The organism is Klebsiella sp. F11 (assembly GCF_056712265.1).
Genome location: NZ_CM160060.1, coordinates 696,468 through 721,324, shown reverse-complemented (window position 1 = coordinate 721,324; position 24,857 = coordinate 696,468). Strand labels below are relative to the sequence as shown.

The 24,857-nt window shown below is 58.0% G+C and carries 23 protein-coding genes; 10 read left to right on the top strand and 13 right to left on the bottom strand.

Annotation, left to right across the window (positions count from 1 at the left end; genetic code table 11):
• The first annotated feature begins 474 nt into the window (after positions 1 to 474).
• The 3 genes from AC1M2H_RS03650 to AC1M2H_RS03640 all read left to right on the top strand — a co-directional run bounded on the left by AC1M2H_RS03650 (position 475) and on the right by AC1M2H_RS03640 (position 1,910).
• Positions 475 to 1,152 carry a GntR family transcriptional regulator gene (locus AC1M2H_RS03650; protein WP_480150331.1) on the top strand — a complete coding sequence of 226 codons (678 nt, stop codon included), beginning with the start codon at positions 475 to 477 and terminating at the stop codon, positions 1,150 to 1,152.
• Between the two features lie 3 nt (positions 1,153 to 1,155).
• Entirely contained in the window at positions 1,156 to 1,446 is a 291-nt protein-coding gene (locus tag AC1M2H_RS03645; protein WP_480150330.1) for a DUF1330 domain-containing protein, read from the top strand.
• Between the two features lie 275 nt (positions 1,447 to 1,721).
• On the top strand, positions 1,722 to 1,910 hold the full coding sequence (locus AC1M2H_RS03640) for a hypothetical protein (protein WP_480150329.1): 189 nt from the start codon (positions 1,722 to 1,724) through the stop codon (positions 1,908 to 1,910).
• A gap of 282 nt (positions 1,911 to 2,192) precedes the next feature.
• On the opposite strand, the gene AC1M2H_RS03635 is transcribed toward AC1M2H_RS03640, so the two are convergent.
• Positions 2,193 to 3,374 (bottom strand): aminotransferase-like domain-containing protein, encoded by a 1,182-nt coding sequence (locus AC1M2H_RS03635; protein ID WP_480150328.1) that lies wholly within the window; start codon positions 3,372 to 3,374, stop codon positions 2,193 to 2,195.
• A gap of 121 nt (positions 3,375 to 3,495) precedes the next feature.
• Positions 3,496 to 5,367: a bifunctional glutathionylspermidine amidase/synthase gene (gss, locus tag AC1M2H_RS03630; protein ID WP_480150327.1), complete on the bottom strand. Its 1,872-nt coding sequence runs from the start codon at positions 5,365 to 5,367 to the stop codon at positions 3,496 to 3,498.
• Between the two features lie 221 nt (positions 5,368 to 5,588).
• Between gss and AC1M2H_RS03625 the strand changes: the two genes are divergently transcribed.
• The gene (locus tag AC1M2H_RS03625) at positions 5,589 to 6,149 is read left to right on the top strand and encodes a DsbA family protein (protein WP_480150326.1); all 561 of its coding nucleotides are present in this window, start codon (positions 5,589 to 5,591) and stop codon (positions 6,147 to 6,149) included.
• A gap of 145 nt (positions 6,150 to 6,294) precedes the next feature.
• A complete protein-coding gene (gene yghU, locus AC1M2H_RS03620; RefSeq protein WP_480150325.1) occupies positions 6,295 to 7,161 on the top strand; it encodes a glutathione-dependent disulfide-bond oxidoreductase in 867 nt (288 codons plus the stop codon).
• A 32-nt stretch (positions 7,162 to 7,193) separates the two neighbouring features.
• Here the strand turns inward: yghU and AC1M2H_RS03615 are convergent, their stop codons facing one another.
• The gene (locus AC1M2H_RS03615; RefSeq protein ID WP_480150324.1) at positions 7,194 to 7,481 is read right to left on the bottom strand and encodes a DUF2623 family protein; all 288 of its coding nucleotides are present in this window, start codon (positions 7,479 to 7,481) and stop codon (positions 7,194 to 7,196) included.
• A gap of 79 nt (positions 7,482 to 7,560) precedes the next feature.
• Complete coding sequence (gene yghX / locus AC1M2H_RS03610; RefSeq protein ID WP_480150323.1) at positions 7,561 to 8,448, bottom strand: YghX family hydrolase; 888 nt, start codon at positions 8,446 to 8,448, stop codon at positions 7,561 to 7,563.
• Positions 8,449 to 8,595: 147 nt separating this feature from the next.
• On the opposite strand from yghX, the gene mgrA reads away from it, so the two are divergent.
• On the top strand, positions 8,596 to 9,636 hold the full coding sequence (gene mgrA / locus AC1M2H_RS03605; RefSeq protein WP_480150322.1) for an L-glyceraldehyde 3-phosphate reductase: 1,041 nt from the start codon (positions 8,596 to 8,598) through the stop codon (positions 9,634 to 9,636).
• A gap of 41 nt (positions 9,637 to 9,677) precedes the next feature.
• On the opposite strand, the gene AC1M2H_RS03600 is transcribed toward mgrA, so the two are convergent.
• The 3 genes from AC1M2H_RS03600 to exbB all read right to left on the bottom strand — a co-directional run bounded on the left by AC1M2H_RS03600 (position 9,678) and on the right by exbB (position 11,475).
• Positions 9,678 to 10,172 (bottom strand): TIGR00645 family protein, encoded by a 495-nt coding sequence (locus AC1M2H_RS03600; protein WP_464415133.1) that lies wholly within the window; start codon positions 10,170 to 10,172, stop codon positions 9,678 to 9,680.
• A gap of 139 nt (positions 10,173 to 10,311) precedes the next feature.
• Positions 10,312 to 10,737, bottom strand: coding sequence for a TonB system transport protein ExbD (gene exbD, locus AC1M2H_RS03595; RefSeq protein WP_480150321.1), 426 nt, complete (start codon positions 10,735 to 10,737; stop codon positions 10,312 to 10,314).
• A gap of 6 nt (positions 10,738 to 10,743) precedes the next feature.
• The gene (gene exbB / locus AC1M2H_RS03590) at positions 10,744 to 11,475 is read right to left on the bottom strand and encodes a tol-pal system-associated acyl-CoA thioesterase (protein WP_480150320.1); all 732 of its coding nucleotides are present in this window, start codon (positions 11,473 to 11,475) and stop codon (positions 10,744 to 10,746) included.
• Between the two features lie 249 nt (positions 11,476 to 11,724).
• Between exbB and metC the strand changes: the two genes are divergently transcribed.
• Positions 11,725 to 12,912: a cystathionine beta-lyase gene (metC, locus tag AC1M2H_RS03585; protein WP_480150319.1), complete on the top strand. Its 1,188-nt coding sequence runs from the start codon at positions 11,725 to 11,727 to the stop codon at positions 12,910 to 12,912.
• A gap of 130 nt (positions 12,913 to 13,042) precedes the next feature.
• Complete coding sequence (gene yghB / locus AC1M2H_RS03580) at positions 13,043 to 13,702, top strand: DedA family general envelope maintenance protein YghB (protein WP_480150318.1); 660 nt, start codon at positions 13,043 to 13,045, stop codon at positions 13,700 to 13,702.
• A 52-nt stretch (positions 13,703 to 13,754) separates the two neighbouring features.
• On the opposite strand, the gene AC1M2H_RS03575 is transcribed toward yghB, so the two are convergent.
• On the bottom strand, positions 13,755 to 14,654 hold the full coding sequence (locus AC1M2H_RS03575) for an AraC family transcriptional regulator (RefSeq protein WP_480150317.1): 900 nt from the start codon (positions 14,652 to 14,654) through the stop codon (positions 13,755 to 13,757).
• Between the two features lie 196 nt (positions 14,655 to 14,850).
• On the opposite strand from AC1M2H_RS03575, the gene yqhD reads away from it, so the two are divergent.
• Positions 14,851 to 16,014: an alcohol dehydrogenase gene (gene yqhD, locus AC1M2H_RS03570; RefSeq protein WP_480150316.1), complete on the top strand. Its 1,164-nt coding sequence runs from the start codon at positions 14,851 to 14,853 to the stop codon at positions 16,012 to 16,014.
• A 145-nt stretch (positions 16,015 to 16,159) separates the two neighbouring features.
• On the top strand, positions 16,160 to 16,987 hold the full coding sequence (gene dkgA / locus AC1M2H_RS03565) for a 2,5-didehydrogluconate reductase DkgA (RefSeq protein ID WP_480150315.1): 828 nt from the start codon (positions 16,160 to 16,162) through the stop codon (positions 16,985 to 16,987).
• Between the two features lie 128 nt (positions 16,988 to 17,115).
• Here dkgA and AC1M2H_RS03560 read toward each other — a convergent pair whose 3' ends face one another.
• The 5 genes from AC1M2H_RS03560 to AC1M2H_RS03540 form a co-directional block, all read right to left on the bottom strand.
• Complete coding sequence (locus AC1M2H_RS03560; RefSeq protein ID WP_480150314.1) at positions 17,116 to 19,290, bottom strand: YgiQ family radical SAM protein; 2,175 nt, start codon at positions 19,288 to 19,290, stop codon at positions 17,116 to 17,118.
• 121 nt (positions 19,291 to 19,411) lie between these two features.
• Positions 19,412 to 20,824, bottom strand: a complete 1,413-nt coding sequence (gene ftsP / locus AC1M2H_RS03555) for a cell division protein FtsP (protein WP_480150313.1) — start codon at positions 20,822 to 20,824, stop codon at positions 19,412 to 19,414.
• A gap of 84 nt (positions 20,825 to 20,908) precedes the next feature.
• Positions 20,909 to 21,646, bottom strand: a complete 738-nt coding sequence (gene plsC, locus AC1M2H_RS03550; RefSeq protein WP_426812386.1) for a 1-acylglycerol-3-phosphate O-acyltransferase — start codon at positions 21,644 to 21,646, stop codon at positions 20,909 to 20,911.
• 253 nt (positions 21,647 to 21,899) lie between these two features.
• Positions 21,900 to 24,158 (bottom strand): DNA topoisomerase IV subunit A, encoded by a 2,259-nt coding sequence (parC, locus tag AC1M2H_RS03545; RefSeq protein WP_480150312.1) that lies wholly within the window; start codon positions 24,156 to 24,158, stop codon positions 21,900 to 21,902.
• Between the two features lie 147 nt (positions 24,159 to 24,305).
• Entirely contained in the window at positions 24,306 to 24,713 is a 408-nt protein-coding gene (locus AC1M2H_RS03540) for a YgiW/YdeI family stress tolerance OB fold protein (RefSeq protein WP_480150311.1), read from the bottom strand.
• Between the last annotated feature and the right edge of the window lie 144 nt (positions 24,714 to 24,857).

Sequence of the window (24,857 nt, the reverse complement as noted above, 5' to 3'; positions counted from 1 at the left end):
TAATGAATTGCTAATTAAATGTTTCGGGAGTGGTATAGCATTGGCGAAATTAAGCTGTCAAAATATGGTATACCATAATACGGTATGATTAATTTTGCGGTTTTGTCATCTCCCTGACAGCCTGCGGTACGAAGTAACTCAGTGATTACCTTCGCGTTTAGCCAAGGGGAACCGTTGACCGATTTGGCAAATACGTCCCCCGCGGCTCGCCTTCGGGATGGCGGAGAGAGGCGAACAAAAGAATAATAAAATCAACAAAGTAATTAATTTTTCGCCGGGAGATGTTTTTTTATTCAGCAGAGTTTAGATTTGTGAGCCAGCGCAATTTTGCTCATTTCAGACCACGGAAAAGCGGGGTTATCCTGCATGAGCGGGCATTGCGTCACCGAACAAAAGGGTGCTAATAGTAAAACGATTCTCCTCTGCGGGCCGTGTAGCCGCTTTTGACTCATTCGATAAACACAGAGGGATTTGATGGTTGATAACCATTCGCTAAAAATTGAGACCGTACCGGTCACGCTGCGCGAGCTGGCCCTGACCAAGGTCCGTCAGGCGATTATCGCCGGCTATTTCAAAGCCGGCGACCGGCTGGTTGAGCGCCAGCTTACCGAACAGCTTGGCGTCAGCCGCAGCGTGGTAAGGGAGGTCATTCGCTATCTTGAAGCCGAGGGGCTGATCGAAACCCTGCCCAAAAAAGGGCCGATCGTTGCGGTGCTCAATTGGGAGAGCGCCGAGCAGATTTACAACATTCGCATGCTGCTTGAGCAGGAGGCGGCCTGGGATTGCGCCAGGCTGGCAAATGCGGAGGATAAAGCTCGCCTGTATGCGCAGCTGCAGCAAATTGCCCAGGCCTCGCGCGAGCATGACGATATCAAACGCGTTGAGGCTTCTCAGGCCTTCTATGAGACCCTGTTTCAGGTTGCGAAGCACACTATCGCGTGGGAAATCGTGCAGCGCCTCAATAGCCGAATCAGCCGCCTGCGCGCGCTAACGCTGGCGTCGCCCGAACGCCAGGTCGCCGGCTTTGAGCGGATGTCGCGCATTTATCACGCCATCGACAGCAACGATCCGCCGCTGGCAAAGCAGGCGGTTTTTGATCACCTCAGCGAAGCCTCGCTGCTGGCAAAAGAGATCCTTTCCCGACAGGAGTAGACGATGGCAGCGTACTGGATTGCCCACGTGAATATTCACGATCCGGAGCAGTATCAACGCTATATGGATTTAGCGCCGGCGGCCTTTAGCCGCTATAACGCGCGCTTTGTTGCCCGCGGCGGCCAGGCGCAAACCCTCGAGGGCCAGCCCTTCGCCAAACACGTGCTGATTGAGTTTGCCGATATGGAAAGCGCCCTGGCCTGCTACCACTCCGCCGAGTATCAGCAGGCCAGGGCGGCGCGAGCGGAAGTTGCCGAAGCGATGATTACCCTCGTCGAAGGCCTGCCGACCTGATGACCCGAACGCCCACATTCCCGCGGGCGTCCGCCGGAGGCCGGGACGGCACCAATTTCATCTTAAACGTCGCCCCGCCGATGAGTTGCGCAGCACCCGGCGGGATCGACGAAACGTTACGCGATGCGTAAAGGTGAAACAGAAATTATGTTGCAAAAAATCAGGGAGTTCGCTTGCATAACCGTTGGCAATGGCTGCTGTTACCATAAAAAGTAGTTGATCTGATACGCACAAGCTCTTATTTTGCTTATCAGTTTTTCAAACGAGATAAAACCATGCCTACTATTACAGCCGGTAGTATGAAAGAAGCCAAAGAATTAATTAACTGCGGAAAATACAGGGAAATTGTTCTTAACTTTGATATTGATGCCGACGATTTTTTCACCCTCGCGACATCCCAGCACACCACCAAAATCACCATCTCCGACAAAAGCACCCACTCACCGGTAAAATTAGAAAAATAATTAAAAACCTCTGAGGTATTTCTTATGTTGCTATTTATTGGCACAGCGGCAGTTGCTTTTCTCTCTTCATTAATGCTGATCTGGCTCGACGATCGCATCAGCGAGCAGGATTAACCTCCAGCGCGCAGTTCTCTTCTCTTATTTTACATGCCCGTATGCGCTCGTCATGAAGCGCTACGGGCTGTTCCAGCAGGCGTCATTCAACCAGGCTACGGCTCATCGTTGTGCGGAAAAGCGTGAAGGCTCCGCGCCGTCTGGCGACGCGGAGTAAAAGCGCGGTAATTACAGCGACTTTGCCAGGCGTTCGACGGCGGTCAGCAGACCCGCTTCCGACACCGTTGAGTAGGAGAGGCGCAGGGTGCGGGTGTCCGGATTATCGTTATAGAACGCTTCGCCCGGCACGTAGACCACGCCGTTTTCGAGGGTCTTTTTCATCCATTCCATGGTATCGAACGGATAGCGGAAGCGCGCCCACAGGAACATGCCGCCTTTTGGTCGGCTGAACTCCAGATGCTCGCCAAGCTGGCTCTCAAGGGCATCGGCCAGCGCGACGCACTTCTTGCGATAGTCTTCGCGAATCAGGGCGATCTGGCTCTCCAGGCGGTTCATCGCCAGATATTCCGCGGTAATCACCTGCGACAGCATGTTGGTGTGGAGATCCGCCGCCTGCTTAACGATCACCGTCTGCTGCGCCAGCCAGTCCGGCATCACGATCCAGCCAATGCGCATCCCCGGGGCGAGGATCTTGGAGAACGTCGAGGTGTAGACCACCTGGTCTTCGCAACCGAGCTCCTGCGCGTACTGATACAGCGGACGGCGAACTTCGTCGGTAAAGCTGATTTCGCCGTAGGGATCGTCTTCGATAATCACGAAATCATGCTGCTTCGCCAGCTCAACCACCCGACGGCGGCGATCGGCGCTCAGGGTTTTGCCGCCCGGGTTGCCGAAGGTTGGCACCAGGTACACGGCCTTCACCTTCGTTGTCTCCAGCAGGTCCGCCAGCTGTTCCACCAGCATGCCGTCGTCATCGGTATCGACGCTAAGGATATTCGCCTGCGCCAGCTGGAACACCTGCAGCGCGGCCAGATAGGTCGGGCGCTCGACGACGATCGCATCGCCCGGATCGAGCAGCGTACGGGCGACGATATCCAACGACTGCTGCGAGCCTGAGGTGATATAGACGTGGCTTGCCGGGCAGGCAACGCCGCGCGCCTGACACAGCTCGCTGACGGCCTGACGCAGCGGCGGGTAGCCTTCGGTCAAGCCGTACTGGAACGCATCGTTGAAGCGCCCGCCCATCGCCTGCTGCACCGCCAGATTCAGGCCTTCGGTATCAAACAGCTCCGGAGCCGGGATCCCACCGCCCAGTGAAATAACGCCGGGAAGTTTACTGTGCTTGAGAAGTTCGCGGACGGCGGAGGGCTTGAGTTCCCCCGCGCGGGCGGCGAGTCGCCGATCGTGCATATTATTTTCCTTTTCTGTCTGTCTTGTTGTTGTGGTTTGTTAACTATTTGGTACCAAAATACCCCGGCAGCGCGACGCCTGCCGGGGATTTTGCGGGCCGTGCGATTCGGCGCCGCCGGGATTATCGTCTATCGTTGTCTTTCAGCACAATTAGCGGTTCGATATCGCTCTCTTTTTTGACCACCAGCGAATCGTCGCCGCGCAGGCAGGTGCCGCCGTAGTTGCCGCCAACGGTAAAGGTGCACACCTGGATGTATTTACCATCCACTTTCGGCAGGCACCACAGCTGCTGGTAAATATTTTTGCGATCGACAAACCGCCCGCTGGTCTTATCCAGCACCTCGTCGTCGGGGCTTATCAGATCGATGTTGTTCCCGCAGCGCCCGGAGATGGGCTTAATCGCATAGCCGGTTTTCGCCAGATCGTCGTTAACGACAAAATCGGTATCCAGCAGATAGCGATGATTCGGGAACAGCGACCACAGCACCGGCAGAATCGCCTTGTTGCCGGGGATCACCGTCCACAGCGGTTCGAATACCAGCACTTCGGGGCGCAGCAGAACGTCAATCAGCCGCACCTCATTTTGCGGATGGCCGGTGCGGATCGGCACGGCGGCGTACTCGTCGGCGCTGACCTCGCGTACCTGCTCGATGGCGGTTTCCCATGCCCAGGTTTTCCAGACGCAGTTAACCAGCCGCCCGTCGCCGTCAATCAGCTGCCCGGCGGCATCCCAGCGCAGCTCGTCGAGGCCAAAGAGGATCTTGCTGTCGAAGCCGGCCTGGGTGAGCGAGCGCTGGATAAACAGCGCGTGATAGTTCTCCTCCAGATCCTTATCCTGCATGATGTGCACAAAAGGCCGCGCCCGGCTGTGCTTCCACGCCCCCGCCAGCTCATCCAGCAGATCTTCCGCCGGGTTATGCCCGCTGCCGTAGTAGCCCTGCTTCAGCCACTGTTCGAGGATCAGCCCGCCTTCGGTATGACACGAGGCGGAGTCGGCATTGTATTCATAGACCTTCAGCCCGCGATCGTCCATGCAGAAATCCATGCGGCCGGTAATCATATGGTGGCGACGCCGCTGCCAGGAGAGGCGCAGGCGCGGCCAGAGAATTTTTGGGATATCAAACAGCGCCAGCAGGCTGTCGTCTTTCATCACCTTATCGGTGGCGTGCAGGTACATCAAATGCAGCTCGTTGGTCGCCTTGATCAGCTCCTGCTCGGCGCTTTCGGTAATGGTGAAATACTGGTAAGGGTCAGCGTTAATAAAGTGGCCGTTGGCGTCGACGTAGGCTTTTTGCAGCGTATCTTTCTCGTTCAGCCACTTGCCGCGAAACTGCCCGTTGTTCGGCAGGCGGGCGCCGCGAATGGCCATCGCCTCGCCCGGCAGCATCGGCTGCGGCAGGCTGTGCTCGGTATCGGCGGTCTGGATCATCCAGCCGAGGATTTGGGTATCCGCAAAGGTATCTTTCAGGGTATAGACGCCCTCCTTCACCTCGAGGGTTAGCTCACGCGTCCACTGCTGGCCCTGCGGCAGCGGCCTGTGGATAACGTTTTGCTCGGCGATCCTGACCTTATTCCCCACCAGTTGGGTAATCACCGCCACGTGGCCGGTATGCTTGAACTCGCCGCCCTTCTGCCAGACCAGCAGAGAGCCCGCCATCGGCGGACGACGCGAGCCGTTAGCAAAGGCCTGCAGCGGCAGGATATTGTCGTTAACCACCTCGCGCAGAAAGCGCAGGGAGAAGATTTCATACGCCATGCCGACGTCGGTGAAGACAAAACCGTAGGTGAGAAACAGGAAGCGGCGCGCGAACTCGACGCACTGCCATTTGTGCCCCATATACTCGTTGTTGATATAGCTGCGGAACGTGGCGTCATCCGGATAGTCTTGCGGATTTAAGCTGCTGTAGTTCGATGAATAGATTGCCACGCCGCCCGGCGCGTAGCCTAACAATGTACCAAAAGGGGCATCGCTGCTTGTCGATCCTTTGCTCATTAGCCTGACCTCAAATTAATGCAGCCCGGGCAGTTGGCGGAACAAAACTCCCTCTTCTTATCCTGCCGCAGGCACTTACCAGACAGAGGTGGAATAATGATACCACTCATTCGGTTTGCGAATTGTGCCCTTACGGAAAATAACCCTGCGCCGCAGGGCAAAAGTGATATCGTTTATCTCAGATATAACAACAAATCGCGAATTAACGTCAGGAGTTGATTATGAGCACACAACCGCATCTGCAAGCACAACCGCTGGTCTGGGGACATGGTCCGCGTACTTTTGAGGTTTTTCTGGAGCCAACCTGCCCGTATTCGGTACGCGCATTCAATAAGCTCGACGACCTGCTCGACGAGGTCGGCGCGGATAACGTGACCATCAAAATTCGCCTGCAGTCCCAGCCCTGGCATATGTTCTCGGGGGTTATCGTGCGCTGCATTCTGGCGGCCTCCACCCTGCCGCACGGCAGAGAGCAGGCGCATAAAGTGCTTAAAGCGGTGGCCGATCATCGCGAAGAGTTTGAATTTACCGACCACTGCAGCGGGCCGAATATGAACGCCACGCCGCAGCAAATCGTCGAGCGTATCGAGCGCTACAGCCACGTTTTACTGTCCGACGCCTTCGCCCGCCCGGAGCTGCAGGCGGAGATCAAATGGCACAGCAAATATGCGCGCCAGAACGGTATCCACGTCTCGCCGACCTTTATGGTCAACGGGCTGGTGCAGGCGGATCTCGGCAGCGGCGACGATATCAGCGTCTGGGCCGCGCGGATAATGGCCTGATTTAGGGCGTTGCCCCGGCGAGCGTAACGCGGCCGGGGAAGCCGTCCGGGAATATCGGCAGCGGGTGAATAAGCCTCACACTGTTAAATCCTTAATACGCCACCTGCTACACTCCCTGAACACCTCACTACAAAGGCAGAGCAGCATGTCAGAGAATAACTACCAACCCCCGAAAGTGTGGGAATGGAAGCAGAACAACGGCGGCGCGTTCGCCAACATCAACCGTCCTGTCTCCGGCGCAACCCATGAACAAGAGCTGCCGGTCGGCTCGCATCCGCTACAGCTTTATTCCCTGGGAACGCCTAACGGCCAGAAGGTGACGATCCTGCTGGAAGAGCTGCTGGCGCTGGGCGTGAGCGACGCGGAGTATGACGCCTGGCTGATTCGGATCGGCGAAGGCGATCAGTTCTCAAGCGGCTTCGTTGCGGTGAACCCGAACTCAAAAATCCCTGCCCTGAGCGATCGCTCAACCACGCCGCCAACGCGCGTGTTCGAGTCCGGCAGCATTCTGCTTTATCTCGCGGAGAAGTTCGGTTTCTTCCTGCCCAAAGATCCGGCCGGACGCACCGAGACGCTGAACTGGCTGTTCTGGCTGCAGGGCGCGGCGCCGTTCCTCGGCGGCGGTTTTGGCCACTTCTTCAACTACGCGCCGGTGAAAATCGAGTACGCTATCGACCGCTTCACCATGGAAGCCAAGCGCCAGCTCGACGTGCTGGACAAACAGCTCGCCCGCAGCCGCTACGTAGCCGGTGAAGAGTACACCATCGCCGATATGGCTATCTGGCCGTGGTACGGCAACGTGGTACTCGGTGGCGTCTACAACGCCGCCGAATTCCTCGACGCCGGGAGCTATAAAAACGTTCTGCGCTGGGCGCAGGATGTAGGCAGCCGTCCGGCGGTTCAGCGCGGACGGATCGTTAACCGCACCAACGGCCCGCTTAACGAACAGCTTCACGAGCGCCACAGCGCCAGCGACTTCGATACCCAGACCGAAGACAAGCGCCAGGCATAAGCCCCCCAGCCGAAGGCTTCGGCCTTCGGCTATTAGCGCTCCAGGCGGTATCCCGCCATAAAGTAGCGCATCGCGGTGCAGGAGCTCCCCTCCTTAAAGAAATCCATAACCATGTTCCGGTCCAGGCCGTAGCGACGGGTCAGTACCCCCGCCTCCCACGCGCTAAGCTGGCGATCGCCGGTCTTTTCAAACATCCGCTGAGAATAGCCAAGCACAAACCCGCGCATATAGTCGGCACAGAAATTCGCGGCGCTGCTGGCGCTGTCAGCCTGAGCCGCCTGTAGCCCGGCCATTAAACCTTTACCAAAATGGTTATCCATCGCTTTCCCCCCAATCGTTATATACAAAATTATATAGCGATTTTTTAAGCAAGGGGTAGCGCTATTTCAGCCGATCGCGCTAGCGCAAATACTTCCCGAACCAGGCGAGAGTTCTCCGCCACGCCAGCTCCGCGGCGGCCCGGTCGTAGCGCGGCGTAGAGTCATTATGGAAGCCGTGATTAACCCCCTGATAAATATAGGCCTCATAGATCTTATGCTGCGCTTTCAGCGCCTCTTCGTAGGTCGGCCAGCCCTGGTTGATGCCGCTATCAAGGCCGGCGTAGTGCAGCAGCAGCGGCGCCTGAATCTTGTCGACCTCGTTGAGCGGCGGCTGCCGGCCGTAGAACGGCACCGCGCAGGCCAGTTCGGGGATCGCCACCGCGGCGGCGTTGCAGACGCCCCCGCCGTAGCAAAAGCCGGTGATGCCGACTTTTCCCGTCGCCTGCGGATGCTTCGCCATAAACGCCACCGCGGCAAAAAAGTCGTTCATCAGCTTCACGGGATCGACTTTCTGCTGCAGCTCCCGCCCCTCATCATCGTTGCCGGGATAGCCGCCGACGGAGCTCAGGCCGTCCGGCGCCAGGGCGATATAGCCCGCCTTCGCCACCCGCCGGGCAACGTCTTCAATATAGGGGTTGAGGCCGCGGTTCTCGTGCACCACTACCACCGCCGCGGCTTTGCCGGTCATCTTCGTCGGCGTTACCTGGTAAGCGCGCACTTCGCCATGCCCGTCGGGAGAGGGGTAGTGAATATACTCCGCGCGGATATCCGGGTCGGTAAACGCCACCTGTTCCGCAAGGGCATAGTTGGGTTTCAGCAGGTTAAACAGCGCCAGCGCGGTCATTCCGCCCACCGTATATTTCCCCGCCAGCTGGAGAAATTCGCGTTTGCTGATTTTGCCGTGGGCATAGTAGTCATAGTACTCGAGCAGCTGCTGCGGAAAATCTTTGGCCGTCAGTCGCGTCATCGCATGTTCTCCGTAAGTGAAGGCCCTTTAAGCAAAGCATAAGCTCGCCGGGATGCCAGAAATCTCGCGCAGTGTGATCCAGCAAACGCCTGCTCAGCGGTTTAGCGTATAAAGTAGAACGTCGTTTTAAATTAAAAAGGAGAGAGCATGTCCTGGTTCGCTAACCCTGGCCGCTACGATCGGATGCAGTATCGCTACTGCGGCAAAAGCGGCCTGCAGCTGCCCGCGCTATCGCTGGGCCTGTGGCACAACTTTAGCCACGGTAATGCCCTCGATGACCAGCGCGCCCTGCTTCGCAAGGCCTTCGATCTGGGCATTACCCATTTTGACCTGGCCAATAACTACGGGCCGCCGCCCGGCAGCGCCGAGGAAAACTTCGGCCGCCTGCTGCGCGAGGAGTTTGCCGCCCACCGTGACGAACTCATTATCTCGACCAAAGCCGGCTATTCCATGTGGCCGGGGCCCTATGGATCCGGCAGTTCGCGTAAATATCTGCTGGCCAGCCTCGACCAGAGCCTGCAGCGCATGGGGCTGGATTACGTCGATATTTTCTATTCCCATCGCGTGGATGAGAACACGCCGATGGAGGAGACCGCCGCCGCGCTGGCGCAGGCGGTGCAGAGCGGTAAGGCCCTGTACGTCGGCATCTCCTCCTATTCGCCGGAACGCACGCAGCAGATGGCGGCGCTCCTGCGCGAGTGGAAAATTCCGCTGCTGATCCATCAGCCCTCCTATAACCTGCTTAACCGCTGGGTCGACAGCAGCGGACTGTTGGATACCCTCGAGGAGAATGGCGTCGGCTGTATCGCCTTTACGCCGCTGGCGCAGGGCCTGCTGACCGGCAAGTATCTTCAGCAGATCCCGGAAGGTTCGCGGATGTTCTATGAAGGGAAGCGAGATCGCGGCCTGACGGAAACGATGCTCAGCGAGTCGAACGTCCGGAGCCTGCGCCTGCTGCAGGAGATGGCGCACGACCGCGGTCAGAGCATGGCGCAAATGGCCCTGAGCTGGCTGCTGAAGGATAACCGGGTGACCTCGGTACTGATTGGCGCCAGCCGTCCGCAGCAGCTGGAAGAGAACGTCCAGGCGCTGGAAAACCTGACGTTCAGCGCCGAAGAGCTGACGCAGATCGACCAGCACGTGGCGGATGGTCAGCTCAATTTGTGGCAGGCTTCGTCGGATAAGTAAACCGCTGGCCCGGTAGCTAAACGCCGCCGGGCAGTCAGGAATCAGTGCTTAACTTTGGTCAGGCGATCGAGATAGCCCATCACAAACGCCGACAGCACAAAGGTCAGGTGGATAATGACGTACCACATCAGCTTATTGTCCGGCACGTTCTTCGCGTCCATAAACACCCGCAGCAGGTGGATGGAGGAGATAGCGACGATGGCGGCTGCCACTTTATTTTTCAGCGAGGTGGCATCCATTTTCCCCAGCCAGCTGAGCTTCTCTTTGCCCTCGTTGATATCCAGCTGAGAGACAAAGTTTTCATACCCCGAGAACATCACCATCACCAGCAGGCCGCCGACCAGCGTCATATCCACCAGCGACAGCAGGGTCAGGATCAGGTCCGACTCCCCTACGCTGAAGATCTGCGGCAGGATGTGGAGAATCTCCTGAAAAAATTTGATCGACAGCGCCACCAGCCCCAAAGAGAGACCAAAATAAACCGGTGCCAGCAGCCAGCGTGAGGCGTACATGGCATTTTCCAGAAAACGTTCCATAAGACCCTGTAAGTTAAAAAAATGAGCGGCATTATATCGCAACCCGCCAGCCTGAATGCAACATCCCGTCGGCGCAGCGGATCGGCAGACGTAAAAAAGGCTGGCGCAAGGCCAGCCTGGGGAGAGATGTCGGTGAGGGCTACTGCGCTTTAACGGTCTCTTCGCCCACCAGACCAATCTTCAGATAGCCCGCCTGATGCAGGGTATCCATGACCTTCATCATCGTCTCGTAGTCCACGGTTTTATCGGCGCGGAAGAAGACGGTGGTGTCTTTTTTACCTTCGGTCAGCGTATTCAGCGCATTAACCATCGTCTCTTCGGTAACCGGATCGTTGCCGAGGAACATGGTTTTATCCGCCTTCACCGACAGGTAGATCGGCTTTTCCGGACGCGGCTGCGGCTGGCTGGAGGACGCGGGCAGGTTCACCTTCACATCAACCGTCGCCAGCGGGGCCGCCACCATAAAGATAATCAGCAGCACGAGCATGACGTCGATAAACGGCGTCACGTTAATATCGTGCATTTCGCCGTTATCATCGAGATTTTCGTTAAAATGCATCGCCATAAAGCATCAACCTACTCGTAATTTCTGCGCGGTACGTACCGGCGTAGTGCCGCTGGCGCTGAGGTCCAAATCGCGGCTTTGCAGCAGCAGAACCTGGGCAGCAACGTCGCCGAGAGTGGCTTTGTAGCTGCCGATCATGCGGGCGAAGACGTTATAGATAACCACCGCCGGGATAGCGGCAAACAGGCCAATTGCCGTTGCCAGCAGCGCTTCCGCGATGCCCGGGGCGACAACCGCGAGGTTGGTGGTTTGCGTCTGCGCGATGCCGATGAAGCTGTTCATGATGCCCCAGACGGTACCGAACAGGCCGACGAACGGGGAGATGGCGCCGATGGTCGCCAGGTAGCCGTTACCGCGGCCCATATAGCGACCGACAAACGCCACGCGGCGCTCAAGGCGGAAACCGGTACGTTCTTTAATACCTTCGTTATCTTCGACGCCAGCCGAGAGCTCGAGCTCGTTCTGCGCTTCGTTGATAAGCTGTGAGCTCAGGCTTTTAGGATGGAAAGCGTTGGCGATATCGCTGGCCTGATCGAGGGAGCGCGCTTCGCCGAGAAGGTGCTGTTCGCGCTTGAGGCGGCGCTTGCTGGAGAGGATTTCCGCACCCTTGCCGAAGAAGATAGCCCATGTGACTATCGACGCCAGAATCAGGCCGATCATCACGACCTTAACGACAATATCGGCATGATGATACATACCCCAAACGGAAAGATCCGCCTGCATCAAATTATTACCCACTCTGAGTCTCCAGGACGTAAATCACAAAATCTGAGCACAATAATATCAAAACGGCATCGAATTGATAGTGGTTCTCATTAGTATTTACACTGTGCAGCAAATCACGTTTATTTTCCCTGCGCTTACGCAGTAAAAAAGTGGCCGCCGGGGGATTTGGTAAAATTTTTGCCTGTATCCGCCGTAAGCCGGTACACATCCGGGTATTCATGCTAGTTTAGACGTCCAGACGTATAAAAACAGGCAAAAAACATGGCTGACAAACATCTTGATACCTCCCTGGTCCAGGCCGGGCGCAGTAAAAAATATACCTTAGGATCGGTCAACAGCGTGATTCAGCGCGCTTCATCGCTGGTGTTCGACACCGTCGAAGATAAGAAACACGCCACCCGCAACCGGGCGAAGGGCGAGCTGTTTTACGGCCGTCGCGGCACGCTGACCCACTTCTCGCTGCAGGAAGCCATGTGCGAGCTGGAAGGCGGCGCCGGCTGCGCCCTGTTCCCCTGCGGCGCGGCGGCGGTGGCTAATACGATTCTGGCGTTTGTTGAGCAGGGCGATCACGTTCTGATGACCAATACCGCCTACGAGCCGAGCCAGGATTTTAGTACCAAAGTGCTTGCCAGGCTCGGCGTAAGCACCGGCTGGTTCGATCCGCTGATTGGCGCCGATATCGCCCGCCTGGTCCAGCCGAATACCCGCGTGGTGTTCCTCGAGTCTCCGGGGTCGATAACTATGGAGGTTCACGACGTTCCGGCGATCGTCGCGGCCGTACGCAGCGTCGCCCCCGAGGCAATCATTATGATCGACAACACCTGGGCGGCTGGCGTGCTGTTCAGGGCGCTGGATTTCGGCGTCGATATCTCGATTCAGGCCGGCACCAAATACCTGATTGGCCACTCCGATGCGATGGTCGGCACCGCGGTCGCCAACGCGCGCTGCTGGGACCAGCTGCGCGAGAACGCCTATCTGATGGGGCAGATGCTCGACGCGGATACCGCCTATATGACCAGCCGCGGCCTGCGCACTCTCGGCGTGCGTCTGCGTCAGCACCACGAGAGCAGCCTGCGCATCGCCGAATGGCTGGCGCAGCATCCGCAGGTGGCACGGGTCAACCATCCCGCGCTGCCGGGCAGCAAAGGGCATGAATTCTGGAAGCGCGACTTCACCGGCAGCAGCGGCCTGTTCTCGTTTATTCTCAATAAGCGGCTGAACGATGCCGAGCTGTCCGCTTATCTGGACAATTTCAGCCTGTTCAGCATGGCCTACTCCTGGGGCGGTTTTGAATCGCTAATCCTGGCGAACCAGCCGGAGCACATCGCCGCCATCCGCCCCGAGGCAGAAGTCGATTTCAGCGGCACGCTGATCCGCGTCCATATCGGTTTAGAAAATGTTGACGATCTGTTGGCGGATTTAGCGGCGGGCTTCGCGCGTATCGTGTAAAGTGACGGCCAGTGGCAATAATTGCGGACGTTCTGTTAGAGGCGGCCGCTTTTGTTGCGCCCGGGATCAAGGTGTTCTGGGCTCTTCAGGAGTACACTAGGCAAAAATACGGTACCACTTAGGAAAGTCCATGGTTGTTATTCAAGAGATTGTCGCCGCGCTCTGGCAACATGATTTTGCCGCATTGGCGAACCCTCACGTTGTGGGCGTTGTATATCTGGTCATGTTCGCGACCCTGTTTCTCGAGAACGGTTTGCTGCCGGCCTCATTTTTACCCGGAGACAGCCTGCTGCTGCTCGCCGGTGCGCTGATTGCTAAAGGCGTCATGGACTTTGTGCCCACCCTTGCCATTCTGACGACGGCGGCCAGCCTCGGCTGCTGGCTGAGCTATGTCCAGGGGCGCTGGCTCGGCAATACCGAGACCGTGAAGGGCTGGCTTTCCCATCTGCCGCAAAAATATCATCAGCGTGCGACCTGCATGTTTGATAAGCACGGGCTGCTGGCCCTGCTGGCCGGTCGTTTCCTGGCCTTTGTCCGCACCCTGCTGCCTACGATGGCCGGGATTTCGGGGCTCTCCAACCGCCGCTTCCAGTTCTTCAACTGGCTCAGCGCGCTGCTGTGGGTCAGCGTGGTCACCGGACTCGGATATGCGCTAAGCATGATTCCTTTCGTCAAGCGCCACGAAGATCAGGTAATGACCTGCCTGATGGTCCTGCCTATCGCTCTGCTGGTTGCCGGCCTGCTGGGTACGCTGCTGGTGGTCATTAAGAAAAAGTTCTGCAGCGCCTGATTGACCTTTCCGGGAGGGCGCCAGTGCGCCTTCCCGAAGCGTGCGTTTCCCGTTACATCCCCTGAATCGTTCTGATCCGCGCTGCATCTTCGCCCGGCGTCATGCCAAAATAGCGCTTAAACTCCCGGCTGAACTGCGACGCGCTTTCGTAGCCTACGCGCATCGCCGCCGCGCTGGCCTTCATCCCGTCGTGGATCATCAGCATCCGCGCCTTATGCAGGCGATAGCTTTTCAGATACTGCAGCGGCGAGGTGCTGGTGACCGATTTAAAATTGTGATGAAACGCCGAGACGCTCATATTGGCCTCCGCCGCCAGCTGATCGACGCTCAGGTTCTCGGTGTACTGGCTTTCAATGCGTTTGAGGACGCGGCTGATCAGGCTGAAGTGCGTTTGTCGGCTGACCAGCGCCAGCAGCGCGCCGCCGCACGGTCCGGTCAGCACGTAGTAGAGCATCTCGCGAATAATCTGTTTGCCCAGAATGCGCGCATCCAGCGGCCGTTCCATCACGTCCAGCAGCCGTTCAGCGGCGCACAGAATCTCCTCAGAGAGCGCCGCCGAATTGATTCCGCTCGATGCCACCGCGGGCTGGAAGCGCTCATCCTCGCCAATATCCATCAGCAGCTCCTGCAGCTGCAGAATATCCACGTTCAGCCGCAGCCCCGCCAGCGGAACCTCCGGCGTCGCGAAGGTCTCGCACTCAAACGGCAGCGGTACCGTCAGCAGCAGATATTCATTGGTGTCGTAACGGAAAGTCCGCTCATTTATGTAGCCAATTTTATGACCGGAAAAGAGAAAAACGATGCCCGGCTGATACATCACCGGCGTGCGCGTCCCCGGCTGCGTACCGTACAATAAGCGAATATCAGGCAGCAGCTCACTGAGTTTTTGTTCGTTATTTTTCAGCGTATTAACTTTTTCAGTTAGCAGCTGACAGATCCGGGAACGCTTCATTTACGGTGACTCTCCAGTCGTTTTTTCACGACTTTATTGTGCGCATTCCGCAGCTTTTTCTCCAGCCCTACGGAGAAATGGGCAAGACATCGGCAGGAATGTGCATTGAGGGGAACGGGTGACGGGACCACAATGTCCGTCATCTGGCCGGGATATCTTCTCCGTCGGCAGTTTTCTCTTATTGAGGTGATGAGCAATGAACAATTTCGATCTATATACCCCAACCCGTATCCTGTTTGGTAAAGGCGCCATCGAAAACCTGCGCGATCAAATCCCGGCGGGAGCCCGCATTCTGGTCACCTACGGCGGCGGCAGCGTGAAAAAAACCGGCGTGCTGGATCAGGCCCTGAGCGCGCTGAGCGACTTTGAGGTACTGGAATTCGGCGGCATTGAACCGAACCCATCCTACGAAACGCTGATGAACGCGGTCAAAATTGCCCGTGAACAGCAGATCACCTTCCTGCTGGCGGTGGGCGGCGGTTCCGTACTCGACGGGACAAAGTTTATCGCTGCGGCCGCGCATTATGATGAAAACGTCGATCCGTGGGAAATCCTCGAAACTCACGGTAAAAACGTCAAAAACGCGATCCCGATGGGCTCCGTGCTGACCCTGCCGGCGACCGGTTCCGAGTCCAATAAAGGCGCCGTCGTTTCGCGTAAAACCACCGGCGACAAGCGCGCCTTTATGTCTTCCCACGTGCAGCCGGTGTTTGCGATCCTCGATCCGGTTTACACCTACACCCTGCCGCCGCGCCAGGTTGCCAACGGTGTGGTTGACGCATTTGTCCATACCGTTGAGCAGTACGTGACCTATCCGGTTGATGGCAAAATCCAGGACCGCTTTGCCGAAGGCATCCTGCTGACCCTGATCGAAGATGGCCCGAAAGCGCTGCAGGAGCCGGAGAACTACGACGTGCGCGCCAACATTATGTGGGCCGCCACCCAGGCGTTAAACGGCCTGATCGGCGCCGGCGTTCCGCAGGACTGGGCAACGCATATGCTGGGACATGAGCTGACCGCCATGCACGGCCTCGATCATGCCCAGACCCTGGCCATCGTTCTGCCGGTGCTGTGGAATGAAAAACGCGATGCCAAACGCGCTAAGCTGCTGCAGTACGCCGCCCGCGTGTGGAATATTACCGAAGGCTCTGAAGATGAGCGCATCGACGCGGCCATCGCCGCAACGCGCAATTTCTTCGAACAGCTCGGCGTGCCGACTCGCCTGAGCGGCTACGGTCTAGACGGTAGCTCCATCCCGGCGCTGTTGGCTAAACTGGAAGAACACGGCATGACTCAGCTCGGTGAAAACCAGGATATCACTCTCGACGTCAGCCGCCGTATTTACGAGGCTGCACGCTGATTTTCCCCTGCTGATATCCCCTCTCCTTCTCATCTTCGGATGCGAAGGAGAGGAGTTTGACTACCGTTTTTAGCTATTTCGTCCAGACTTAATGCTATCCCTTAGCGAGATGTACCCCGCTAAGCTTCATTAACAGGAGGAAGGCATGACACATCCAACCGTGATAAAACTGCACGACGGCAACCTGATGCCACAGCTGGGTCTCGGCGTGTGGAAAGCAGGCAACGAGGAGGTCGTCTCCGCCATTCACAAGGCGCTGGAAGTCGGTTATCGCTCTTTTGACACCGCCGCCGCGTACCAAAACGAAGCCGGCGTCGGCAGCGCGCTGAGCCAGGCAGACGTCCCTCGCGATGAGCTGTTTATCACCACCAAGCTATGGAACGACGATCAAAAACGCCCGCATGAAGCCCTGCAGGAGAGCCTGAGCAAGCTGCAGCTCGACTACGTCGATTTGTATTTAATGCACTGGCCGGTTCCGGCGATCGACCATTTCGTTGAAGCCTGGAAGGGCATGATTGAGCTACAAGAACAGGGGCTGGCCAAAAGCATTGGCGTCTGTAATTTCCAGGTCCACCATCTGCAGCGGCTGCTTGACGAAACCGGCGTGGTGCCGGTGATTAATCAGGTCGAACTCCATCCCCTGCTGCAGCAGCGCCAGCTGCACGCCTGGAACGCGACGCACAAAATCCAGACCGAATCCTGGAGCCCGCTGGCTCAGGGCGGCGAAGGCGTATTCGATCAGAAAATCGTCCGCGAGCTGGCCGATAAGTACGGCAAAACGCCGGCGCAGGTCGTGATCCGCTGGCATCTCGATAACGGCCTGGTGGTGATCCCTAAATCGGTGACCCCTTCGCGTATCGCGGAAAACTTTAACGTCTGGGATTTCCGCCTCGATAAAGACGAACTGGGAGCAATGGCGAAGCTGGATATCAACAAGCGCCTCGGGCCAGATCCTGACCAGTTTGGCGGTTAACCCTTCTTCCTGACCGCTGAGCGGTTTTCGCTTATCCCGGACGGCGCCGCCGCGGCCGCCTGCTGCGGGCGACCTCATCCCTTTATTCCTTCACCCCGGCAAGCCTTGCGCTGCCGGGGAATTTCGTCTTAGCGGGAGGCCGAGCGCACGCGTTTTTTCGCGCCAGCAGCAGGCGTCTGGCGCTGATGCTCAGCCGGCGTATGCCTGGTCAGTGCCGGGCGAATATGGCGATTCTGGCGACGCGCTTCGCGCATCTCGTCCAGGGTCGGCGCAGGCACCAGGCAGTCGCGGCGCGAGCCGATCAGGTGCTTTTTGCCCATGGCTTCCAGCGCCTGGCGGATCAGCGCCCAGTTGGCCGGATCGTGGTAGCGCAGTAGCGCTTTATGCAGGCGGCGCTGCTTATCCCCTTTCGGCACCACCACGTCTTCGCTTTTATAGCCAATCTTGCCCAGCGGGTTCTTGCCGCTGTAATACATGGTGGTTGAGTTGGCCAGCGGCGACGGATAGAAGTTCTGCACCTGATCCAGACGGAAACGGTTTTTCTTCAGCCACAGCGCCAGGTTCACCATATCTTCATCGCGGGTGCCCGGATGCGCGGAGATAAAGTACGGGATCAGATACTGCTCTTTCCCCGCCTGCTTTGAGTAGGTGTCGAACAGCTCTTTGAAGCGATCATAGCTGCCCATCCCCGGCTTCATCATCTTCGACAGCGGGCCCTCTTCGGTATGCTCAGGGGCGATCTTCAGGTAGCCGCCCACATGGTGGGTCGCCAGCTCTTTGATATAGCGCGGGTCCTCCACGGCAATGTCATAGCGCACGCCGGAGGCGATAAGAATTTTTTTGATCCCCTTCAGATCGCGGGCGCGGCGGTAGAGATTAATCGTCGGCTCGTGGTTGGTATCCATATGTGGGCAGATGTCCGGATATACGCACGACAGGCGACGGCAGGTCTGCTCCGCGCGCGGCGACTTGCAGCGCAGCATATACATATTGGCCGTCGGGCCGCCGAGGTCGGAAATCACCCCGGTGAAGCCGGGAACCGTGTCGCGAATCGCCTCGATTTCGTTAACGATCGAGTCTTCGGAGCGGCTCTGAATAATGCGCCCTTCATGCTCGGTTATCGAACAGAAAGAGCAGCCGCCAAAGCAGCCGCGCATAATATTGATAGAGAAGCGGATCATCTCATATGCCGGGATGCGGCTATCGCCGTACGCCGGGTGCGGAACGCGCTGATACGGCAGCGCAAACACGCTGTCCATCTCCTCCGTCGACAGCGGAATCGCCGGCGGGTTAACCCAAATATAGCGTTCGCCGTGCTTTTGCATCAGCGCGCGGGCGCAGCCGGGGTTGGTTTCATGGTGAAGAATACGCGACGCGTGGGCGTACAGGACCTTATCCCCTTTGACCTTCTCAAAGGACGGCAGCAGAACGTAGGTTTTTTCCCACGGTTTCGGGCGCGGCGGCTGAACGGTGACCGGTTTAACCTCTTGCTTTGCCGGCTGAACGGTTTTGTTATCCGCGCACGGCAGATCTTCGCCGTACGGATGCGGGATCGGATCGATTTTACCCGGCGTATCGAGACGGGTGGAGTCGACGCCGCTCCAGCCCGGCAGCGCTTCTTTCACCATGATGGCGGTATTGCGTACGTCGCGAATTTGCGTAATCGGCTCGCCGGCGGCCAGACGATGGGCCACCTCCACCAGCGGGCGTTCACCGTTGCCGAACATCAGCATATCGGCCTTCGAATCAACCAGCACCGAACGGCGCACGGTATCGGACCAGTAGTCATAGTGCGCGGTACGCCGCAGGCTGGCTTCAATGCCGCCGAGAATAACCGGGATGTCTTTCCACGCCTCTTTACAGCGCTGGGTATAGACCAGAGTGGCGCGATCCGGACGCCTGCCGGCGACGTTGCCCGCGGTATAGGCGTCGTCATGGCGCAGCTTGCGGTCGGCGGTGTAGCGGTTGATCATCGAGTCCATGTTGCCGGCGGTGACGCCGAAGAACAGGTTCGGTTTACCGAGGCGCATAAAGTCATCTTTATTATGCCACTCCGGCTGGGAAATTATCCCGACGCGGAACCCCTGTGCCTCCAGCATGCGGCCGCAGATCGCCATGCCGAAGCTTGGGTGATCGACGTAGGCATCGCCGGTGACCAGAATGATGTCGCAGCTATCCCAGCCAAGTCGATCCATCTCTTCGCGTGACATGGGTAAAAACGGCGCGGGGCCAAAACAGGCGGCCCAGTACTGCGGCCAGGAAAACAGGTCACGATCCGGCTGGATCAGGGATATTGCGCTCATATTGCTTCCGGGGAAAAATGATAAAAAAATAGCCAAAGGGCGGCGATTATAAGCCGGATTACCGCAGAAAATGAAGGGAGATTTTGTTACCCCCGGCCGGGACCCGGCCAGGGGATCGGCATTACGGCGCCGGATTCACCAGGATCTGGCCAATCGAGCCGCGGTCGGCGAGCTCCAGGGTCTGGCTGAGGAACTGGAACGGGAAGTGTGCCCAGGAGGGCTGGGCGTAGTACACCAGCAGCTCCACCTGGCCGTCGATCCAGACGGTATCTTTCCAGCCGCGATCTTCCGGGAACGGCATCGAGCCGTTGACGTTGCGCACCTGGAACATCACCCCTTCGATATGGAACGACTGCGGCATATCGGCGCGTACCGTCCAGCGCTCCCAGGTTCCCTGCAGGGCGGTAATATCAATGCGCTGCGGATCCCACAGTTGACCGTTAATCCCCGGATCGTCGCCGAGAGAGATATCGCGGCTGCGGGTCGGCGTCCCGGTCAAAATTTCCGTCGGCAGCAGGCGCACCGGCAGGCTGTCGGTAACCAGCGGCAGCAGGCCCGTTGGGCGCAGGGTTAACAGCAGGGTCGAAATCAGGATGCTCGAGGGCTCGAAGAAACCGCGAATGCGATCGACGATGCTCGCCGCCTCGCCGCAGGTAATCGACACCTCGTCGCCGTTGGTCATATCCACCAGGATCTCACGCCGCTCGCCGGGAGCCAGAGAGAGCTGCTTCAGCGAGACCGGCGCCGGCAAAAAACCCTGATCGCCGGAGATAACGTGCAGCAGACGGCCGTCGCTCATCTGCAGCTGGTAGCGGCGGGAGTTAGAGGCGTTCAGCAGGCGCAGGCGCACCCAGCCGCGCGAAACCTCCACGTACGGGCCCTGCACGCCGTTCACCAGCAGCGTATCGCCGACGAAGCCGCCGCTGCCCGGTTCGCTATATTCCGGCGTGCCGAAATTATCCAGCCGCTTGTCCTGAATGATGACCGGAAAATCATCAACGCCGTAGTGGTTAGGAATGGGAAGGTTTTTGCTGACCTCGTCTTCCACCAGCCACATCCCCGCCAGGCCGTTGTAGACCTGTTTGGCCATATGGTTGGGCGTGTTCGCCTGGTACCACAGAGTGGCGGCGCTCTGGCGGATGGGCAGCACCGGCGCCCAGTCGGCGTTCGGCGACATCATGCGCGCCGCGCCGCCAATCAGCGGGCCGGGAACCTGCAGGCCGCGAATGGTCATGGCGACGTTTTCCGCCAGCCGATTGCTGTAGATCAGCTTAACGTCATCGCCGTTCCACACGCGAATCGTCGGCCCAAGATAGCGACCGTTTACGCCCCACACCGACGCGCGGGTGCCCGGCGTAAAGGACCAGTGCGCGCGCTGCAGGGTCAAAAACAGCGGCTGGCCGCGACGCGACTCGAGCAGCGGAGGAACGGGCAGTTCTGGCTGCTGGCCGGCGGCATGTGCGTTCAGCGGCACGGCTCCCGCGCATAGCGCTACGCCTGAAGCCTTAATAAACTGACGCCGACTGAGTGACATATTAACTCCATGAAATACTGACAAATCAGAAAGGGAATTCGTTTCCCGCTAGCACCAGGCCCGCGCTATCGCGGCGTTTCCTGTCTATTTCTTACCCGCGGCTTCGCGCTCCGCGACTTCGCGATCCAGCTCTTCAATCTTCGCGGCCATCAGCTCGCGGCAGTGTTTCGCCAGCGCGCGCACGCCGTCTTTACCAAACTCGCTGGTATCAACCGGCGGCAGCATCTCAACAATGACCAGGCCGTTATTCAGGCGGTTGAGTTTAATTTTATTCGAAGTATTAGAAACGCATACCGGAATAATCGGCACGCCGGCAGCAATAGCCGCGTGAAAAGCGCCGGTTTTAAACGGCAGCAGGCCGCGGCCGCGGCTGCGCGTTCCCTCCGGGAACATCCAAAAAGATATTTTGCGTTTTTTAAACGTATTCACCACCTGGGCGATCGTCCCGTGCGCCTTCGCCCGGTTATTACGATCGATCAGCAGGTTCCCCGTCAGCCAGTACAGCAGGCCAAAGAACGGCACCCACACCAGGCTCTTTTTACCCACGGTGACGGTTGGCGGCTGCACGATGTTTGCTGCCGTCACCATATCATAGTTGTTCTGATGATTAGCGATGTATATCGCGTTGCCGTAGCTTTGCGCATCAGCGGGCTTGCGCGTCTCAACCTTCAGGCCGAATACCGGCGAGAGTCGACCAAAAAGATGGCCAAAAGTCGCCACGTGTTTCGGATTACGCGGGCTGAATAAGCAGTAAATACAGCCAAATATGCAGACAAAAATACAGTAAATAACAACGATAATTAGTCGAAAAATAAATAGCATAGCTACCTCTAAAACCCAAACCGCTGAGAATAATACCCGTGATACCGCAGGCTGCGCTCTCCGACCCTTGCGGGCCGCCGCGGGTATTAATCAGGATACAGATTCGTTATTCGCCCGTTGAAGACGCCGGGAGCGACTGACTACCCCGGCATATCTTGAATGATTTTGCGTCTATTGTTAATCGCAACGACCGAATAAACAACGGTTTGGCGGCAAATGTTAACATCCTCCCCCGTGGAGGAGGATGCCCATATTACTCGTCGCTATCGCCCGCCGAGGCGCGATGCGGCGAATCAACGTCCACGCGATCGATTTTCTGCAGCCCGCGCATCAGCGAACCGCGGCGACCGCGCTCGCCGGTGACTTTTTGCAGCTCTTCCGGGCGCAGCTTGATCTTACGCTTGCCGACGTGGATGGTCAGCGTACTCTGCGGCGGCAGGACGAACAGATGCGCCAGGCCATCCTGCCCGGAAGCGGCATCCGCAGACGGAATATTGATAATTTTATTGCCTTTGCCTTTTGACAGCTGCGGCAGATCGCTGACCGGGAACATCAGCATGCGTCCGGCAGAGGTTATGGCCAGCAGCATGTCGGACTCGTCTTCAATCACCAGCGGCGGCATCACCCGCGCGTTGTCCGGCAGCGAGATCAGCGCCTTACCGGCGCGGTTGCGCGCGACGAGGTCGTTGAAGGTGCAGACGAAGCCGTAGCCGGCGTCGGAGGCCATCAGCAGCTTCTGGTCGTCGCCTTCCATCAGCATATGCTCGACGCTGGCGCCCGGCGGCAGCGTAAGTTTGCCGGTAATCGGCTCGCCCTGGCCGCGGGCCGACGGCAGCGTAATCGGGTCGATGGCGTAGCTGCGTCCGGTGGTATCAATAAACACCACCGGCTGATTGCTCTTGCCCTTCGACGACGCTTTCCAGCTGTCGCCCGCTTTGTAGCTTAGCCCCTGAGCGTCAATGTCGTGGCCTTTGGCGCTACGCACCCAGCCCATTTGCGACAGCACGATGGTCACCGGCTCGGACGGCAGCATATCGTGCTCGCTCATCGCCTTCGCTTCTTCCCGCTCGCGCAGCGGCGAACGGCGGTCGTCGCCGAAGGCGTCGGCATCGGCCTGCAGCTCTTTCTTCAGCAGGTTATTCATCTTGCGCTCGGACGCCAGAATAGCCTGCAGATTATCACGCTCTTTTTCCAGCTCGCTCTGCTCGCCGCGGATTTTCATCTCTTCCAGCTTAGCAAGATGACGCAGCTTCAGTTCGAGGATCGCTTCCGCCTGGGTTTCGCTGATGCCAAAGCGCGACATCAGGGCCGGCTTAGGCTCATCTTCGCTGCGGATGATTTCGATGACTTCATCGATATTCAGGAACGCCACCAGCAAACCTTCGAGGATGTGCAGGCGCTTGAGCACTTTCTCCAGACGATAGTTCAGGCGGCGACGGACGGTATCGCGACGGAAGACCAGCCACTCCGCCAGGATCTCCAGCAGGTTTTTGACCGCCGGGCGATTGTCCAGGCCAATCATATTCAGGTTGATGCGGTAGCTTTTTTCGAGATCGGTGGTGGCGAACAGGTGGTTCATGACCTGATCCATATCCACGCGATTAGAGCGCGGGACGATCACCAGCCGGGTCGGGTTTTCGTGATCCGACTCGTCGCGCAGATCGTCCACCATCGGCAGCTTTTTATTGCGCATCTGGGCGGCGATTTGCTCCAGCACGCGGGCGCCGGAAACCTGATGCGGCAGCGCGTTAATCACCACCGCGCCGTCCTCTTTCTTCCACACCGCGCGCATGCGCACCGAGCCGCGGCCGTTCTGATAGATTTTACGGATCTCGGCACGCGGGGTAATGATTTCAGCTTCGGTGGGGTAATCCGGTCCGTGAACGATATCCAGCAGCTCGTCGAGCGAAGTCTGCGGCTTTTCAATCAGGGTGATGGCCGCTTTGGCCACTTCGCGCAGGTTGTGCGGCGGAATATCGGTGGCCATCCCGACGGCGATACCGGTAGTGCCGTTGAGCAGAATATTCGGCAAACGCGCAGGCAGCATTTTCGGCTCCTGCATCGTACCGTCAAAGTTAGGCACCCAGTCAACGGTTCCCTGACCCAGCTCGCCCAGCAGCAGCTCCGCATATTTTGACAGGCGGGATTCGGTATAACGCATCGCGGCGAAGGATTTGGGATCGTCCGGGGCGCCCCAGTTGCCCTGACCGTCCACCAGCGGGTAGCGGTAAGAGAACGGCTGCGCCATCAGCACCATCGCCTCATAGCAGGCGCTATCGCCGTGCGGGTGATATTTACCCAGCACGTCGCCGACGGTGCGGGCGGATTTTTTGAATTTAGCGCTGGCGTTCAGGCCCAGTTCGGACATCGCATACACGATGCGCCGCTGGACCGGTTTCAGGCCATCGCCAATGAACGGCAACGCCCTGTCCATGATGACGTACATGGAGTAGTTCAGGTAGGCGTTTTCCGTAAATTCATGCAGCGCAAGGCGCTCTGCCATATCGCTCATTAATCGTGAATCCTCAATCTGGGTACCGACCGTTCGGGCGGCAAAACTACCCGCGATAATACCCTATCTAACGCCCTGAGTCACAGGGCGTTAGACCGGTTGAGAATTCTGCTACGCGGAGCGGCAGCGGCGCCCCGCTCAGAGGCTTTACGGGGCGACTTTACTTATCTGCTTCACGTCGATTTCCACCGAGTTCCAGTCCTTATCGACCTCACCCTGAATTTCCACCGTATCCTTCGGCGTCACGGTGACGCCATTCCAGCGCTTGTGGTCAATATCGACATTCACCGTCCCGGAGGCATCCTGGAATTTATAAAGATCGTCGGAAATGCGCTCAACGATTTTACCGCGCAGGGTCACCCAGGCGTCGTCACGCAGGGATTTGGCATTCTCCACCGTCGTCACGCTGCCGTTCGGGCCCACAAAGCCGCCTTTTTGCGCGGTTGTCTGGCTGGTTTGCGCGGCGCCAGGGCCGGAAAAACCACCCTGCTCGGCGGCCAGCACCGGCATAGAAACTAAAGCAACGATTGCGGTCATTGCGGCGATTTTCTTCATGATGAGTTCTCCCTTGATGTTGATATCGCCACCATTAGAGCGGGCAAAACTTAACAACTTCTTAAGCGGAAAAAAGAAATTTTATTGCTGTACAGAGGGCGCAGCAACGCGTTTTACTGCGCGTATATCCGCGAGCCACAGGAG

Bases quoted from the DNA above. Each gene is read 5' to 3' on its own strand.
- AC1M2H_RS03650 (WP_480150331.1), top strand. From the start codon at position 475: ATGGTTGATAACCATTCGCTAAAAATTGAGACCGTACCGGTCACGCTG.
- AC1M2H_RS03645 (WP_480150330.1), top strand. From the start codon at position 1,156: ATGGCAGCGTACTGGATTGCCCACGTGAATATTCACGATCCGGAGCAG.
- AC1M2H_RS03640 (WP_480150329.1), top strand. From the start codon at position 1,722: ATGCCTACTATTACAGCCGGTAGTATGAAAGAAGCCAAAGAATTAATT.
- AC1M2H_RS03635 (WP_480150328.1), bottom strand. From the start codon at position 3,374: ATGCACGATCGGCGACTCGCCGCCCGCGCGGGGGAACTCAAGCCCTCC.
- gss (WP_480150327.1), bottom strand. From the start codon at position 5,367: ATGAGCAAAGGATCGACAAGCAGCGATGCCCCTTTTGGTACATTGTTA.
- AC1M2H_RS03625 (WP_480150326.1), top strand. From the start codon at position 5,589: ATGAGCACACAACCGCATCTGCAAGCACAACCGCTGGTCTGGGGACAT.
- yghU (WP_480150325.1), top strand. From the start codon at position 6,295: ATGTCAGAGAATAACTACCAACCCCCGAAAGTGTGGGAATGGAAGCAG.
- AC1M2H_RS03615 (WP_480150324.1), bottom strand. From the start codon at position 7,481: ATGGATAACCATTTTGGTAAAGGTTTAATGGCCGGGCTACAGGCGGCT.
- yghX (WP_480150323.1), bottom strand. From the start codon at position 8,448: ATGACGCGACTGACGGCCAAAGATTTTCCGCAGCAGCTGCTCGAGTAC.
- mgrA (WP_480150322.1), top strand. From the start codon at position 8,596: ATGTCCTGGTTCGCTAACCCTGGCCGCTACGATCGGATGCAGTATCGC.
- AC1M2H_RS03600 (WP_464415133.1), bottom strand. From the start codon at position 10,172: ATGGAACGTTTTCTGGAAAATGCCATGTACGCCTCACGCTGGCTGCTG.
- exbD (WP_480150321.1), bottom strand. From the start codon at position 10,737: ATGGCGATGCATTTTAACGAAAATCTCGATGATAACGGCGAAATGCAC.
- metC (WP_480150319.1), top strand. From the start codon at position 11,725: ATGGCTGACAAACATCTTGATACCTCCCTGGTCCAGGCCGGGCGCAGT.
- yghB (WP_480150318.1), top strand. From the start codon at position 13,043: ATGGTTGTTATTCAAGAGATTGTCGCCGCGCTCTGGCAACATGATTTT.
- AC1M2H_RS03575 (WP_480150317.1), bottom strand. From the start codon at position 14,654: ATGAAGCGTTCCCGGATCTGTCAGCTGCTAACTGAAAAAGTTAATACG.
- yqhD (WP_480150316.1), top strand. From the start codon at position 14,851: ATGAACAATTTCGATCTATATACCCCAACCCGTATCCTGTTTGGTAAA.
- dkgA (WP_480150315.1), top strand. From the start codon at position 16,160: ATGACACATCCAACCGTGATAAAACTGCACGACGGCAACCTGATGCCA.
- AC1M2H_RS03560 (WP_480150314.1), bottom strand. From the start codon at position 19,290: ATGAGCGCAATATCCCTGATCCAGCCGGATCGTGACCTGTTTTCCTGG.
- ftsP (WP_480150313.1), bottom strand. From the start codon at position 20,824: ATGTCACTCAGTCGGCGTCAGTTTATTAAGGCTTCAGGCGTAGCGCTA.
- plsC (WP_426812386.1), bottom strand. From the start codon at position 21,646: ATGCTATTTATTTTTCGACTAATTATCGTTGTTATTTACTGTATTTTT.
- parC (WP_480150312.1), bottom strand. From the start codon at position 24,158: ATGAGCGATATGGCAGAGCGCCTTGCGCTGCATGAATTTACGGAAAAC.
- AC1M2H_RS03540 (WP_480150311.1), bottom strand. From the start codon at position 24,713: ATGAAGAAAATCGCCGCAATGACCGCAATCGTTGCTTTAGTTTCTATG.